This is a genomic window from Halomonas mongoliensis, assembly GCF_052496345.1.
Genome location: NZ_CP199288.1, coordinates 907012 through 920545 on the forward strand (window position 1 = coordinate 907012; position 13534 = coordinate 920545).

At 67.7% G+C, this 13534-nt stretch carries 14 protein-coding genes; 7 read left to right on the forward strand and 7 right to left on the reverse strand.

Annotation, left to right across the window (positions count from 1 at the left end; translation table 11 throughout):
- Positions 1-24: 24 nt before the first annotated feature.
- The 7 genes from ACRYRV_RS04125 (at position 25) to ACRYRV_RS04155 (ending at position 5583) form a co-directional block, all read left to right on the forward strand.
- Entirely contained in the window at positions 25-939 is a 915-nt protein-coding gene (locus tag ACRYRV_RS04125) for a LysR family transcriptional regulator (RefSeq protein ID WP_444985866.1), read from the forward strand.
- Between the two features lie 82 nt (positions 940-1021).
- Positions 1022-1612, forward strand: a complete 591-nt coding sequence (locus ACRYRV_RS04130; RefSeq protein ID WP_444985865.1) for a phosphatase PAP2 family protein — start codon at positions 1022-1024, stop codon at positions 1610-1612.
- A 132-nt stretch (positions 1613-1744) separates the two neighbouring features.
- Positions 1745-1990 (forward strand): hypothetical protein, encoded by a 246-nt coding sequence (locus ACRYRV_RS04135; protein ID WP_444985864.1) that lies wholly within the window; start codon positions 1745-1747, stop codon positions 1988-1990.
- Between the two features lie 168 nt (positions 1991-2158).
- Complete coding sequence (locus ACRYRV_RS04140) at positions 2159-2821, forward strand: DUF1826 domain-containing protein (RefSeq protein WP_253449900.1); 663 nt, start codon at positions 2159-2161, stop codon at positions 2819-2821.
- Positions 2822-2839: 18 nt separating this feature from the next.
- Positions 2840-3268, forward strand: a complete 429-nt coding sequence (locus tag ACRYRV_RS04145) for a TraR/DksA family transcriptional regulator (protein ID WP_444985863.1) — start codon at positions 2840-2842, stop codon at positions 3266-3268.
- Positions 3268-4485, forward strand: a complete 1218-nt coding sequence (zigA, locus tag ACRYRV_RS04150) for a zinc metallochaperone GTPase ZigA (RefSeq protein ID WP_309636178.1) — start codon at positions 3268-3270, stop codon at positions 4483-4485. Before ACRYRV_RS04145 ends, zigA begins: the two co-directional genes overlap by 1 nt.
- 3 nt (positions 4486-4488) lie before the next feature.
- Complete coding sequence (locus ACRYRV_RS04155; RefSeq protein ID WP_444985862.1) at positions 4489-5583, forward strand: CobW family GTP-binding protein; 1095 nt, start codon at positions 4489-4491, stop codon at positions 5581-5583.
- Between the two features lie 100 nt (positions 5584-5683).
- Here ACRYRV_RS04155 and ACRYRV_RS04160 read toward each other — a convergent pair whose 3' ends face one another.
- From ACRYRV_RS04160 to ACRYRV_RS04190, 7 genes are all read right to left on the reverse strand, one after another.
- Positions 5684-6364, reverse strand: coding sequence for a Fe2+-dependent dioxygenase (locus ACRYRV_RS04160; RefSeq protein WP_379686870.1), 681 nt, complete (start codon positions 6362-6364; stop codon positions 5684-5686).
- A gap of 9 nt (positions 6365-6373) precedes the next feature.
- Complete coding sequence (locus tag ACRYRV_RS04165) at positions 6374-8635, reverse strand: TonB-dependent receptor (RefSeq protein ID WP_379686868.1); 2262 nt, start codon at positions 8633-8635, stop codon at positions 6374-6376.
- A 278-nt stretch (positions 8636-8913) separates the two neighbouring features.
- Positions 8914-9822 (reverse strand): class I SAM-dependent methyltransferase, encoded by a 909-nt coding sequence (locus ACRYRV_RS04170; protein WP_444985861.1) that lies wholly within the window; start codon positions 9820-9822, stop codon positions 8914-8916.
- Positions 9819-10613 carry a metal ABC transporter permease gene (locus tag ACRYRV_RS04175; RefSeq protein ID WP_444985860.1) on the reverse strand — a complete coding sequence of 265 codons (795 nt, stop codon included), beginning with the start codon at positions 10611-10613 and terminating at the stop codon, positions 9819-9821. Before ACRYRV_RS04175 ends, ACRYRV_RS04170 begins: the two co-directional genes overlap by 4 nt.
- On the reverse strand, positions 10603-11208 hold the full coding sequence (locus ACRYRV_RS04180; protein ID WP_444985859.1) for an ATP-binding cassette domain-containing protein: 606 nt from the start codon (positions 11206-11208) through the stop codon (positions 10603-10605). The genes ACRYRV_RS04175 and ACRYRV_RS04180 overlap by 11 nt, the downstream gene beginning before the upstream one ends.
- Positions 11209-12105 (reverse strand): metal ABC transporter substrate-binding protein, encoded by an 897-nt coding sequence (locus tag ACRYRV_RS04185; protein WP_444985858.1) that lies wholly within the window; start codon positions 12103-12105, stop codon positions 11209-11211.
- A gap of 10 nt (positions 12106-12115) precedes the next feature.
- Positions 12116-13477: a TonB-dependent receptor gene (locus ACRYRV_RS04190; protein WP_444985857.1), complete on the reverse strand. Its 1362-nt coding sequence runs from the start codon at positions 13475-13477 to the stop codon at positions 12116-12118.
- Between the last annotated feature and the right edge of the window lie 57 nt (positions 13478-13534).

Sequence of the window (13534 nt, forward strand, 5' to 3'; positions counted from 1 at the left end):
TCTCCGCCCGATGCCGTGAGCCCCATGGAATTCCGCCAACTCAGCTATTTCATTGCGATTGCAGAGACCGGTTCGATCTCCGCCGCCAGCCGCCGCGTGCACGTGGCCCAGCCCGCACTGACCCGCCAGCTACGACTATTGGAGGAGGACCTGGAGACCCGGCTGCTGGAGCGGCATGCCCGAGGAGTGCGCCTGACGGTGGCGGGTCAGGCGCTCTACGAGGAGGCGGTAGCGCTGCTGGACCGCCGCACCCAGATCAAGGCGCGACTCTCGGCGCTGGGCAGCGGCATGACCGGCAAGCTGAGCCTCGGGGTCACGGTGACCCACCTCTGGATGCCGGAAGTGGCCGGGCTTATGCACCGCTACCGGCAGCGCTACCCCCAGGTGGGCTTCGAGGTCTTTCCGCTGCTCTCCGGCCCCCAGCTCGAGCGGCTGCGCGAAGGCACCCTGGATGCCGGCATCCTCTACCTCGACAGCGCCGAGCAGCACGGCCTCGAGACCCGGCAGCTGCAGAACGACCACCTGATCCTGGCAGTGCCGTCCTCCTCGCGCTGGGCCGGCTCGCCGCCGCAACGCCTGCACGAGCTCGAGCAGGCGGACTTCATCTGGGGCTTTCGCAGCGTCTCGCCGGTCTACTATGACAGGGTCATGGCCCACTTCCAGCGCCTCGACTTTCACCCCCGGATCGTCCAGTTCGGCGCCGACAACACCGCCATCCTCAGCATGGTGGCCGCCGGCCTGGGGGTCGCCATCGTGCCCGCCGCCAGCGCCTGCCTGCCCATGCCGGGAATTCGCTTCCTGGAGATTGAGGAGCTGGCCCGCTGCGACATGCCGCTCTGGCTGGCCTGGCGCACAGGCAACGACTCCCCGGCCCTCGGCAACCTGGTCACCCTGGCCGGAGAGGCATTTACACCGAAGAAAACGGGGCCAACGGTGTAGGCACAGGGGGCAAACCCCGATAGAGTCCGGGCACGCCGTCATGTTTCTGTCACAAGACCCCTGCCTCATGGACAATAACTCGTTGAACCTCGCCCTGTTCGCTTACCTCAACGCCGCTCCCGACAGCGACCCTCGCCTGCTGCTGATGGCGAAGGTCTTCGCCGTCTACCTTATCTGGCTGGTGCCCGCCCTGCTGGTCATCGGCTGGCTGCGCGGCAGCGACCGCCTGAAGCGCCCGCTGCTCGAAGCCTTCATCGCTACCCTGCTGGCTCTGGCAGCCAGCTGGCTGATCGGCGCTCTCTGGCACACGCCGCGCCCCTTCATGGTACCGGTGGGGCAGACCTTTCTGGAGCACGCGCCCACGGCGGCCTTCCCCAGCAACCATGCCACCATCATGCTGACCATGGCCTTCAGCCTGATGCTTCACGGCGGCACCCGGCGCATCGGCCGCTACCTGCTACTGCTGGCCCTGCCGGTCGCCTGGTCGAGGGTCTATCTGGGTGTGCACTTCCCCCAGGACATGCTGGGCGCCCTGCTGCTGGCCACCGGCGTGGCCGCGCTGGTCGGCATCAGCCGCGGCTGGCTGATCCTGCCCTTCTATCACCATGTGGCAAGAAGGCTCTATCACCTGCTGTTCGCCCCGCTGATCAGCCGCGGCTGGGTGGAGCGCTGAGCCACCCGGACTCCCGCATGCATCGCCCCGCAGGGCTCGCCTTGCCGCAGACCCTGCGACGTTGCCACCCTCGCCACTCTGGCCGCCAACGCCGATACTGGAGGAAGCCCCATCAGCCCCCGGAGCCACTCCATGAGCGAACACGAACGCACCATCATGGCCTTCGATGACCAAGGTCGCGAGGTGATGATCGACATCCTGGTCAGCGTGAAGGAGCTCGGCGAACTCACTCGCGCCGGCCCGGTCAGCGGCGAGCCCACCCTGCGCACCCGCGAGGGACACCCGGTGACCTACCTGGGCGCCGGCGAGTTCTCCGTCACCCTGCCCGGCGAGGAGAGCGACCTGATCGTCAGGACCAGCGACCCCGACTTCGCCTGAGCACTCCGGCGACGAGCGGTCACCCGACATCGACGAGGCCCTCGAGGCACTCAACGGCGGCCTACAGCCTAACCCGTCTTGATGGCCATCATAAGGGGGCAGAGGGATGACAACGGCCGCCCCAATAGATATGTTATAACATTCTCAGAACCCCACGGGAGATCCTGCATGTCGTTGCCCGCCCTCTCCGCTCCCCTTTCCGATACGGAACTGGCCCGCCACCTGGCCCTGGGTGACGAGATCGACGTCCTGCCGCGCATCTTCGAGGACGATATCAACATCGCCGTGATGCGCCGGCGCCTCTCGGCGGCGCTGCAGCAGAGCGTTCTGGCCCAGTGCCAGGCCGAGCGTGCCTGGCAGCTGGCCTGGCTAGGCCAGCCCGGCGACGACCTGCGCGCCGACCTGCTCAAGCGGCTGCCCGCCGCCGAGGCGGCCGAGGCGCTGGTGGAGGACGTCCAGCTGCTGGCCGAGGCCATGGCCTACCTGTTCGATACCGACACGGTGGGCATCCGCCTGCGCCTGCTGGACGCCGCCATGTGCCCGCGCTTCCACGTCGACAACCTGCCGGTGCGCCTGGTGACCACCTATCACGGCCCGGGCAGCGAATGGCTTCCCGAGGAGGCCGTCAACCGCGAAGGCCTGGGCGCCCCCTCGGCGGAGAAGCCCGAGATCGTGCGCGACCCCGGAGCCATCCAGCGGCTCGTGGCGGGCGACCTGGCCCTGCTCAAGGGGGGCGGCTGGGAGGGCAACGAACAGCGCGCCCTGGTGCACCGCAGCCCCGCGCTGACCGAGGGGCAGAAGCGCCTGCTGCTGACCATCGACCCCGCCTGACGCCAGCAAGAGACCACCATGCCCTATACCCCCGAAGAGGCGCGCCTGCTGGCGATGCCCGACGACGACTACATGAACGACGAGCAGCTGGCCTTTTTTCGCGAGCGACTGCTCGAGGAGAAGGCGCAGGTGGAAGAACACCTGCGCGAGGTGCGCGCCGCCATGGCCTCCCATGAGCGCGACAGCGACGAGCTGGACCAGGCGGCCTTCGAGGAGGAGCTGCGCCTGCAGCTGCGCCAGGCCGACCGCGAGACCCGCCTGCTGGCCAACATCGAGGCGGCCCTGCGCCGCATCGACGCGGACGACTACGGCTATTGCGAGGAGACCGGCGAGCCGATCGGTCTCCCCAGGCTGCTGCTGCGCCCCACCGCCAAGCTCTGCCTGGAGGCCAAGGAGCGCCAGGAACAGTGCGAGAACCACTACCGCAAGACCCGAGGTGAAGGCTGATGACATCCCTGCACACGCCCCTGCCGGTGACCGTGCTCTCCGGTTTCCTGGGCGCCGGCAAGACCACCCTGCTCAACCATATTCTCGCCAACCGCGAAGGCCGCCGGGTGGCGGTCATCGTCAACGACATGAGCGAGGTCAACATCGATGCCGCCCTGGTGCGCGGCACCCCCGGCGACGAGGAGGTGACCCTCAACCGCGCCGAGGAGCGGCTGGTGGAGATGAGCAACGGCTGCATCTGCTGCACCCTCCGCGAGGACCTGCTGATCGAGGTGCGCCGGCTCGCCGAGGAGGGGCGCTTCGATACCCTGGTGATCGAATCCACCGGGATCTCCGAACCGCTGCCGGTGGCCGAGACCTTCACCTTCGCCGATGACCAGGGGCAGAGCCTCTCGGATGTCGCTCGCCTCGACACCATGGTCACCGTAGTCGACGGCGCCAACTTTCTTACCCAGTACCGCGAGGCGCACTCCCTGGCCGAGGCGGGCGAGAGCCTGGGCGAAGAGGACGAGCGCAACGTCGCCGACCTGCTGGTGGACCAGATCGAGTTCTGCGACGTGCTGCTGATCAGCAAGAGCGACCTGCTCACGCCGGCCCAGCTCGACGAGCTCACCGCCGTGCTGCGCTCGCTCAACCCCGAGGCCGAGCTGATCCCCATCACCCACGGCCAGGTGCCGCTGGAGAAGGTGCTCGACACCGGCCGCTTCAGCTTCGAGCGCGCCCAGCAGGCGCCGGGCTGGCTCAAGGAGCTGCGCGGCGAGCACGTGCCGGAGACCGAGGAGTACGGCATCTCGAGTTTCGCCTACCACGCCCGGCGCCCCTTCCACCCGCAGAAGTTCTTCGAGCTGCTGCATGGCGACTGGTTCGGCGGCAAGCTGCTGCGCTCCAAGGGCTTCTTCTGGCTGGCCACCCGACCGCAGTTCGCCGGCCAGTGGAGCCAGGCCGGCGGCATCGCCCACTACGGCTTTGCCGGCATGTTCTGGAAGGCGGTACCCGAGTCGCGCTGGCCGGAGGACCCCGACTACCGCGCCGCCATCCTCGACAAGTGGCAGGAGCCCTTCGGCGACATGCGCCAGGAGCTGGTCTTCATCGGCCAGAACCTCGACGAGGCCCGCATCCGCCAGGCCCTGGACGCCTGCCTGCTCAGCGAGGAGGAGCTGCTGGCCGGCAAGGACGCATGGCAAGCGCTGCCCGACCCCTTCCCCGCCTGGGAGTAACCCATGCACGACGCAGACCTCACGCCGGTCACGGTGCTGACCGGCTTTCTCGGCAGCGGCAAGACCACCCTGCTCAACCACCTGGTGCGCCAGCCCGCCATGCGCGATTCGCTGGTGGTGATCAACGAGTTCGGCGATATCGGGCTAGACCATCGGCTGGTCGCCAAGGGCGACGAGCACAGCGTGGTGGAGATGAGCAGCGGCTGCCTCTGCTGCACCATCCGCGGCGACCTGAGCCGCAGCGTCCAGCAGGCCTGGGAGGCGATCGAGCGCGAAGGGGGCCGGCCGATCTCGCGGATGCTCATCGAGACCACCGGCCTGGCCGACCCGGCACCCATCCTGCACACCCTGATGACCGACCACTGGCTCGCCCACCGCTTTCGCCTGGACGGCGTGGTCTGCCTGGTGGATGCGGCCAACGGCGTCTCGACCCTGAACGCCCATCGCGAATCCCAGCGCCAGGCGGCGATTGCCGACCGGCTGCTGCTGACCAAGACGGACCTGGTGGATGAGGAGCAGCTGTCACGGCTGGCCTGCCAGCTGGCGACGATCAACCCGGCCGCCGAGCAGCTGCAGGTACGCCATGGCGAGCTGGCGGCCGAGCATGTCATCGGCGGCGGCTTGCCTGCACAGGGGCGGCGCGCCGACCATTGGCTGCGCGCGGCGTCCTACGCTCAGGTCTCACCACCCGCGGGCATCTCACCGCCGACACAGGGCGCCCTGATCTCGATGATGACGCCTGACTCCAGCCCGACGCTCACCCGCCACGGCGAGCAGATCCGCTCCTTCTGCTTCACCGTCGAGCACCTCATTGAACCTGAGGTGCTGGAGGACTGGCTGGACCTGCTGATGTCGCTGCTGGGGGGGAAGATCCTGCGGGTAAAGGCCATCGTGAAGATTGCCGGGCGCGAGCAGCCGCTGGCGCTGCACGGCGTGCAGAATATCTTCCACCCACCGGTGACGCTGCCGACGGAGGCCTGCCCAGACGGGGTCTCGCGCTTCGTCTTTATCACCAATGGCGTGGCGCCCGAGGCCGTGACCCGGCTGTTCGACTACTTCCAGGCCCCCCAGGCCGAGCAGAGCCCAACGCCGCCGTAAACCGCCCAGGAGGACGACAAAAAAGGCGCATGATGCTTTTCAGCCTTCATGCGCCAATACGTTCGAAACAAAGGACTCAAGGAATGGTTTTCAGCTCATATCAGCACTCCGACCACATTCTCACCAGGTTGTTGTAGGTGCCCGTCAGGGCCACCAGGTCCGCCTGGGCCTCGCCCTGCTCGGCCCTCAGGCGGCGCAGCGAATTGTCCATCTCGTAGAGCAGGCGGCGCTTCTCCGTGTCGCGAATCAGGCTCTGCATGAACATGTAGCACCCCAGCCGCTCGCCGCGCGTCACCGGCGTGACCTCGTGCAGCGAGCCCGACGGATAGGTCACCAGGCTCCCCGCCGCGAGCTTGACGGTCTGCTCGCCGAAGGTGTCGATGATCTTCAGCTCGCCCCCGTCGTACTCCTCCGGATCCGACAGGAACAGCGTCGCGGAGACGTCGGTGCGCAGGTAGCTGCCGTCCGGCAGGGGGCGCAGCGTGCTGTCGATATGCTTGCCGTAGTGGCTATCCTCCACGGTATAGCGGTTGAAGTTCGGCGGGATGATCTTGAAGGGCAGCAGCGCGCTCATGACATCGGGCGAACGGTTGAGGGCCCGCATCACCAGGGTGCGCAGCTCCCTGAGCACCGCCGACTGTTCGGGTATCTGCAGATTCTTCTTTACCTGCCTGGCCTGGGGCCCCGCGCTGATGCCGCGGGCCCACTCGGCGGCCAGCAGCTGGCGGCGCATGGCCGCCAGCTCGTCAGGTGTCAGAATGTTCTCAAAACTGACAATCATGGAATGGCTCTAGAAGTCATAGCGCAGCGTGGCGATGGCGTGCCGGCCCGGCCCGGGAATGCCCTGGGCGCCGCCCTCTGCCAGCTGGGAAATGTAGTCCTTGTCGGTAAGGTTGAAGGCGTTCACACGCAGCTGGAGCTCGTCGGTAAAGCGATAGGCCGTGGACGCATGGAAGACGGAGTAGCCGTCGATCTCGACCTGGCGACGGCGCGCTCCGGGCTCGGAGGCCACGCTGTTGACCTGGCTGGCCACATACTCCATGCCGCCGCCGACGCTCCAGCGGGGGGTCACCTCATAGTCCGACCAGAGGTTGAAGGTATGCCGGGGCGTGCCGCCAAGCCGTGAGCCCACCTCCCACTCGTTGTTGGAGCTGCGCACCTCGGAGTCCATGTAGGTATAGCTGGCATAGAGGTCCCAGCCGGGCGCCAGACTGCCCATGGCCCCCACTTCGAACCCTTCCACGCGCTGCTTGCCGTCCAGCACGTCGAGCAGGTCGCCACCGCCCTGGGCGGGGGTCCGGGCGTTGGTCTTGTCGGTACGGAACAGCGCCGCGCTCAGCAGCAGGTTCTCACCCAGGCTCCACTTGGTACCGAGCTCATAGGCCACGGTGCGCTCGGGGTCAGTGTCGAAGGCCGATTCATCGATGATGTCTTCCCGCTGCCGATCGCCGCCATGCTTCTGGCCGGTGGCATCGGCGCCGCCGGCCAGCTGTACCAGGCCCCGGTCGAAGGTGCCGGTCACGTCGAAGGCGGTCCCCACCGACGCATAGAGGGTGCCGTTCGCTGTCGGCTTGAAGACCAGCCCCAGGTTGCCGCTCCATTCGCTGTCCGTTCGCGATGCCGGCCCGAGATTTCCGCCGGGAAGCCCCTCATAGCCGGTGTCGGTTGCCGTGGACTTGACATGGTCCCAGCGCACCCCGGTATGCAGGTCCCACTGGGGCGAGAGAGCGGCCACGTTCAGCGCATAGAGCCCCAGCTGCTCGGATTCCAGGCGATGGCGGGTGCCGTCGTAGTAGGCCACCGGCCGGACGCGACGCTCGGGGTCATAGAGGGACGTCCGGGGGCCACTCTGGTCGGGGCGGCGGTCATTCTTGATGTCGATATAGCCCACTTCCGCGCCGAGGATCAGGTCGTGTGCCACCTGGCCGGTATCGAAGCTGAGCAGCAGGTCGGTCTGGTTGAAGAAGGAGGTGTCGGTCTGGTCCCGGGGCTTCAGGTCGCCCTGCACCAGCGCCTGGTCGAAGTCGCCGCTTCCCCAGGCCGCTTCAGGCACCTTGATACGCGGCGAGGAGGTGATGGAGTCGTTCTCCACGCGGCTGACGCGGAACTGGTTGCGCACGCTCAGGCCGTCATTGACGTAATGCTCGATCGCCACGCCCAGCTGGTCGACGTTGATCTTCTGGTAGTCATCCACGTGACCGTAATAGCTGCTGTAGTCGATGCCCGGCGGTAGACGGCCCGTGTAGTAACCATCGCCAGCACGCTGACCGCCCGAGGTGCGCCCGCGATCGTTGAGCACCGCCGGGTCGCCGCTGAAGCCTTCCCGGTCGATGGGTATCCCCTGATCGGGGATGTTGTTCTGGCGCGTGTGGAGGAAATCCAGCTCGACCCGTGTGTCTTCCTGCAGCCCCCAGACGTAGGCGGCATAGACGCCGTGGCGGTCCTGCTCCACCACGTCTCGGCCGTGGCCGTTCTGGGTGTGGTGCATGAGGTTCAGCCGCACGGCGCTGTTGTCGTCGATGCGGCGGTTGAAGTCCCCGGTCAGGCGAAAGAGGTTATCCGTGCCGACCGACGTATCGATCCGGTTGCGATCCTCCATGAGGGGCTGCTTGGTCACGAAGTTGATGGTGCCGCCGGCGGAACCCCGGCCGGAAAACGCCGAGTTGGGCCCCTTGATGACCTCGATCTGCTCGACGTAGAACGGATCGCGGAAGTAGTTGCCCAGATCCCTGGCGCCGTTGACGTTGATATCGTCGCGGGCGTTGAAGCCGCGGATCTTGAGCTGGTCGCCGCCGGGGGGATTGCCCTCCCCCGCCTGCAGGCTGATGCCGGAGACGTTGCGCAGCGCATCGCGCAGCTCGGTCACGTTCTGATCTTCCAGCAGGTCGCTGGTCAACACCGTCACGATACGCGGCGTTTCCTGAACGCTGCGCTGGTAGCGCACGCTGTCCATGAAGGTGCCGCGATACCCGGTGACGGTAACGGTCTCCAGGTCCGCCGACGGCGCGTCCTGGGACTGGGCGTGAACATTGACGCTCATCGCGGCCAGCATGCAGGCACCGGCGGCGACAACGCCGCGGCCCAACGAAGACCTGGAGTGCGCCGGGGCGAGCGCCTCTAGCGCCTTGGGGAGCGCTTTTTTCTGGCAAAGCAGCATGGTGTGTTCCCTTTCTGGAGGACGGTATTGGACTGTCCTCCCCCCTCGGCTTGGCACGATCGCTTCCACTGCATAGGTAGAGGCGTTGTTGTTCTTACAGGCTTGACGCGCGGATGTTATCAAATAACATTTAAAATGCAAAACTGAAGCATTCTCATTTGCCTTGGTGCTTTTCAGGCGTTCTCGTCGGCTGACGTCGCCGGGTCGCCACCGGGATATGTCGGCAGGGATAGCGCATGATGCCCGGGGGCCAGCGGCTCGGAGGCGATCACATAGTCGGCGCCGCAGGGCAGCCCCGTCTCGCTGCGCGCCAGGGGGAGCGCCTCGGCGCGCAGCGCTTCGATGCGCCCCCGGAGCGCCTCGGCCAGCGCCGGGTCCTTCAGCTGATCCAGCTGCTTCAGGCACAGGTCGAGCTGCGAATTGACGAAGCGCTCCCGGTAGCGGATGGGAAACTGGCGCACCTCGAGCACGCGAAAGCCGGCCGTGCCGAGCTGGCGCAGCACCCAGGAGGCCGGATACTCCCGGTAGGGGCGCCCGTTGCCCATCAGCAGACAGGCGTCGCGCAGCCTGCCGATGGCCTGAACGATGCGCCCCTCCCGGGTATCGGGGGCGTCGAGCACATAGGGCTCGGTGCCCACGATATAGAGCCTGCCCTTTACGTGGGGCCTCAGGCGCGTCAGCACCTGCTCCTGCCAGTAGGGCGCAAAGCCCTCGATGGCGCCGATGAAGTAGTCCAGCAGCACCGTGTCGAAGCACTCCCCGTAGAACAGCTCGGGGGCGATCCAGTTGGCCACCAGCACGCGGTCCTGAGCGCGCATGCGCTCCCCCGCCGCCTTTCTGGCCGTTCGGGCCATGCCGGCCGAGGCGGTGACCGCGGCCCAGCGCTCGGTCTCAAGCGAGGAGACCCAGCGCAGCGAGTTGTAGCCGGTGCCAGCATCGAGAAAGCTGCCCCAGGGCTGGCTGCCCTGAAGGGCTTCGATGGCGCGGAAGATCGGCGACGCCGTGCGCGAGGCGCCGGCATCGGCGGAAGGCGCGGTGGCGCGAGACGGAGTGGAAGCGGAGCCTGTCACAGTCGATGTCATGGGGTTGATCGTCGAGTTGAAGAGGGAACGGAGCGCAGCGCCCATAGCGTGATGCCCGCCGCCGCGTGGGTCACGATCAGCACGGGGGCAAAAGGCTGGTCCAGCCAGAGGCTGAGCCACCAGGCCAGCATAAAGGCGGCCAGCGCCAGCAGCACGGCGTGAAGCAGCCAGTGCTGCAGGTGGCGCGCCCGCAGCGCGCTGATCCAGGCGGGAAACAGCAGCGTCGACAGCGCGGCCGGCACGCCAAACACCATGGCGCCCATGACGATCACGGCGACCAGCCACGCCGCCTCCGCCAGGCGCATGGGCAGGCCTGGCACCGCCCAGGAGGCCAGGTTGGGCAGCAGCTGTGAGCGCAGCCAGATGCGCTTGAGGGGCCGGAGCAGCGGCAGGGAGAGCAGCGTCAGCCCGACAACCGCCCAGGCGTCGGCCGGCGCCACGAAGTAGAGCTGACCCTCGGCCCAGCGGGCCGCTGCCAGGCTCGCCTGGGGAGCGTTGGCCGCCAGCAGCGTCACCAGGGCCAGGCCAGCCAGAAAGCTGGCCAGCGCCGCATGCTCGCCCTGTCGCTGCAGGCGCAGCAGCCACATCATACCCCCGCTCACTCCCAGCGCCAGAGGCAGCACCGGCCAGGTCAGCGCCGATGCCGCCACGCCGCCCACGGCGGCCCACTGGCTGAGCGCAAGGGCCTGCCAGGCGGAGCCCTTCAGAAAGAGGCCGACGCCGGCCAGGGCGAGCAGCAGGGTCATGCCGGTGCCGGCCAGCAGCGGCAGCCAGAGAAGATCAGGCGGCATCCAGGCAGGCCTCCAGAGGCAGGGCGGTCGCACCACAGGCCTCGATCATGCCGCTGTCGTGGCCGGTCATCAGCAGCGTGACGCCCGGGTCCAGCGCCGTCATCAGCTCCACGGCGGCCTCCTTGACGGCGTGATCCAGATGGTTGGCCGGCTCGTCCAGCATGACCAGGTGGGGCGCCCGCCCTCCCGCGCCGGGCGGCGGCGACAGCGCCGCCGCCAGCCGCAGCAGCTGCCACTGCCCGCCGCTGAGGGTATCCAGCCGCCTGGGCAGCAGCGCTGCCAGGCGCGGCAGCGCGGGCGGCACCACCTCCATGGCGGCGAACCAATCGCAGCCGGAAAGCGGCCAGGGCTCGCGCCGGGCGCTTTCCTGGGCCAGCAACATCAGCGTCAGCCCCGGAGCGCAGCGCAGGCGACCCGAAAACAGCGTCGCCTGGCCGGCAATCGCCTTGAGCAGCAGCGACTTGCCGCTGCCGTTGGGGCCGGTGATGGCGAGCCGGGCTCCCGCCGAGACCCTCAGGCTCAGAGGGCCGACCAGGGCCCGGGCAACGCCCAGCGTGGCACGCTCCAGCGCCACGACCTCGCTGCCGCTGGCCATTCAGCGCGCGTCCAGCGCGTCGACCCAGTCCCGCATCAGGGCCAGATAGCCCTCAAGCGTCGGCGTCTGCGGCTCCAGCGCCACGCTGGTCGCCGGCCAGCCCAGCTGACGCTGCAGGAACTCCGCCCCCTTGGCAGGCTGGAAGCTGGCATAGAGAACGCGCCCCTCGGTGCCCTGCAGCTTGCCGACCAGCTCGCCCAGGTGGCGGGCGCTGGGCGGAATGCCCGGCGCCGGCTCGAGATAGCCGACGACCTCCACGGGAAGCCACTCTTCCAGGTAGTCGAGGTCCTCGTGGTAGACCACGATGCGCTGCTCGGCCACGCCCTCGGCCAGCTGCCGAGCCTGCTCGCGCAGGGTCTCCGCCAGGGCGCCGGCACGCGCGTGATACGCCTCGGCATGGGCCGGGTCGAGACGCGCCAGCCGCCGCGCCAGCGCCTCGCCCAGCGACGCCATGCGCAGGGGGTCCACGTTGAAGTGGGGATTGCCTTCGGCATGCACGTGCCCCACGTTCGGGCCATCCATGGTGATGGAGCGCCGCAGCGGCAGGATGCTGGCACCGACGAAGTGCGTTTCCCGGCCGCTGTTGACCGCCGGATTGGCGGCGCCGCGCTGGGCGGCGGGCAGCCACCCCTCCTCCAGCCCGGCGCCGACCTCCAGCAGCATATCGGCACGGCGCAGCGCCGCCATGAAGCTCGGGCGCGCGTCCAGGTAGTGGGCATCGCGGTCCGGCGCAGCCAGCACCGTGACCGACACCTGCTCACCCCCCACCTCGTTGGCCAGCATCCCGAGGCTTGCCGTGGTCGCCACGATGTTCAGCGCCGCCAGGGCCGGCAGCGGCAGGCTCAGCAGGAGCGCCAGGGCCAGGGCCCCGACGCCGCGATTGCGCATGAATCGCATCTAATACTCCTTAGAAGCGGTGGGCGCCGTGAGCGCCAAGTGCCACATTGACCTGGAACATCAGCTCCAGCCCGCGATCGCGCTCCCCGCCGGCGGCCGCGAAGTCGTTCTGGCTCAGCTGGGCGCGCAGGAACACCGGCTCCACCGGGCGGAAGGTCACCTGGGCGCTGTGCCGGTAAGAAGTGCTCAGGGACTCGACCTCGGTGGGGTGGAAGTCGACCACCTTGTTGGTCAGGCCCAGCGCCTCGGTGCGCAGCCCCGCCTGCCAGCGAGGCGCCACCCCGTAGACCGCCTCGAGATACATGCCGTCCTGGCGCTCACGATGCCCGTCGCGCTGTTCCCAGCCGGTGCTGCGCTCGACGTACTCATCGAGGTTGCGCCAGACGTGGAAATATTCGCTGGTTACACGCCAGTCGCCCTGGCCATAGGCGCGGCCGGCGTCGTAGCGGTAGGCCAGGTCCAGGCCGGCAAACCAGGTGTCACCCTCCAGGGCATGGGCGTGATGGCCGTGGTCCTCAACCCGCGAAACCTGACGGTTATAGCCGGTGGAGGCCCCCAGCTGCAGGGCATGGTCCGGGCCGAGGTCGGGACCCGTCTTGACGAAGGCCGTAAACAGACGCGGTGCGCTGGTCTGAGAGTAAGGGGCGCCGCCGTGGTCATGGTCGTGCCCATGGCCGTGATCATGTCCATGGTCGTGCCCGTGGTCATGGTCATGCCCATGGTCGTGGCCGTGCTCGCTTTCATGATCGTGACCGCCGCCCGCGGCCATAAAGCGGTTGAAGCTGCCGTTATCGCCCTGCAGCACCTCTACGCCGAAGCGCGTGAAGGTGCGCGTCGGCGCCACCCAGCTGGCCTGCAGCCCGGTCTCCAGCAGGCCGTGATCGCCGAACAGGAAGCGATTGACCAGCGGCCGGTCGGCAAAGTCCCAGTCGTGAGGATGCCGGCTGTTCATGTACCCCACGTCGGAGAGAAATTTGCCGCCCTTGAGCTGGAAGCCGGCCGGCAGCGCCCGCGTGACCAGGTAGGCCTCCTCGACCTCGATATGGTCCTCGTCGAAGCCGATCAGCAGGGTGCCGTCCAGCAGGTCACCGAGGCGCGACTCGATCACCAGCTCGGAGTGCCCGAGATTGAAACCATCGCTCAGGCTGTGGTCGTGATCGTGACCGTGGTCATGACCATGGTCGTGGTCCGAGAAGCCTGCCGGCGTCTGATTGCCGCTGGAGACCTCGTTGAAGTAGATGCCCTCCAGAATCAGCGAGACATCGATGTCCCAGTCGCGGTCTCCGCCGCTCTCTGCCACTGCCAGCGTCGGCATGATCAGAGCGGCCGTGGTCAGGCCGGCGAGGGTTCCCTTGACGTTCTTCTTGATCACTTGCTTGCTTCCTCTAGTTATATATTACGTTATATCATAACAATATTAGTCATAAAG

What these genes read in the sequence shown, in the direction of transcription:
- ACRYRV_RS04180 (WP_444985859.1), bottom strand. Translation starts at nt 11,208, where the DNA reads ATGGCCAGCGGCAGCGAGGTCGTGGCGCTGGAGCGTGCCACGCTGGGC.
- ACRYRV_RS04155 (WP_444985862.1), top strand. Translation starts at nt 4,489, where the DNA reads ATGCACGACGCAGACCTCACGCCGGTCACGGTGCTGACCGGCTTTCTC.
- ACRYRV_RS04140 (WP_253449900.1), top strand. Translation starts at nt 2,159, where the DNA reads ATGTCGTTGCCCGCCCTCTCCGCTCCCCTTTCCGATACGGAACTGGCC.
- ACRYRV_RS04135 (WP_444985864.1), top strand. Translation starts at nt 1,745, where the DNA reads ATGAGCGAACACGAACGCACCATCATGGCCTTCGATGACCAAGGTCGC.
- ACRYRV_RS04170 (WP_444985861.1), bottom strand. Translation starts at nt 9,822, where the DNA reads ATGACATCGACTGTGACAGGCTCCGCTTCCACTCCGTCTCGCGCCACC.
- ACRYRV_RS04175 (WP_444985860.1), bottom strand. Translation starts at nt 10,613, where the DNA reads ATGCCGCCTGATCTTCTCTGGCTGCCGCTGCTGGCCGGCACCGGCATG.
- ACRYRV_RS04165 (WP_379686868.1), bottom strand. Translation starts at nt 8,635, where the DNA reads ATGCTGGCCGCGATGAGCGTCAATGTTCACGCCCAGTCCCAGGACGCG.
- zigA (WP_309636178.1), top strand. Translation starts at nt 3,268, where the DNA reads ATGACATCCCTGCACACGCCCCTGCCGGTGACCGTGCTCTCCGGTTTC.
- ACRYRV_RS04160 (WP_379686870.1), bottom strand. Translation starts at nt 6,364, where the DNA reads ATGATTGTCAGTTTTGAGAACATTCTGACACCTGACGAGCTGGCGGCC.
- ACRYRV_RS04125 (WP_444985866.1), top strand. Translation starts at nt 25, where the DNA reads ATGGAATTCCGCCAACTCAGCTATTTCATTGCGATTGCAGAGACCGGT.
- ACRYRV_RS04145 (WP_444985863.1), top strand. Translation starts at nt 2,840, where the DNA reads ATGCCCTATACCCCCGAAGAGGCGCGCCTGCTGGCGATGCCCGACGAC.
- ACRYRV_RS04185 (WP_444985858.1), bottom strand. Translation starts at nt 12,105, where the DNA reads ATGCGATTCATGCGCAATCGCGGCGTCGGGGCCCTGGCCCTGGCGCTC.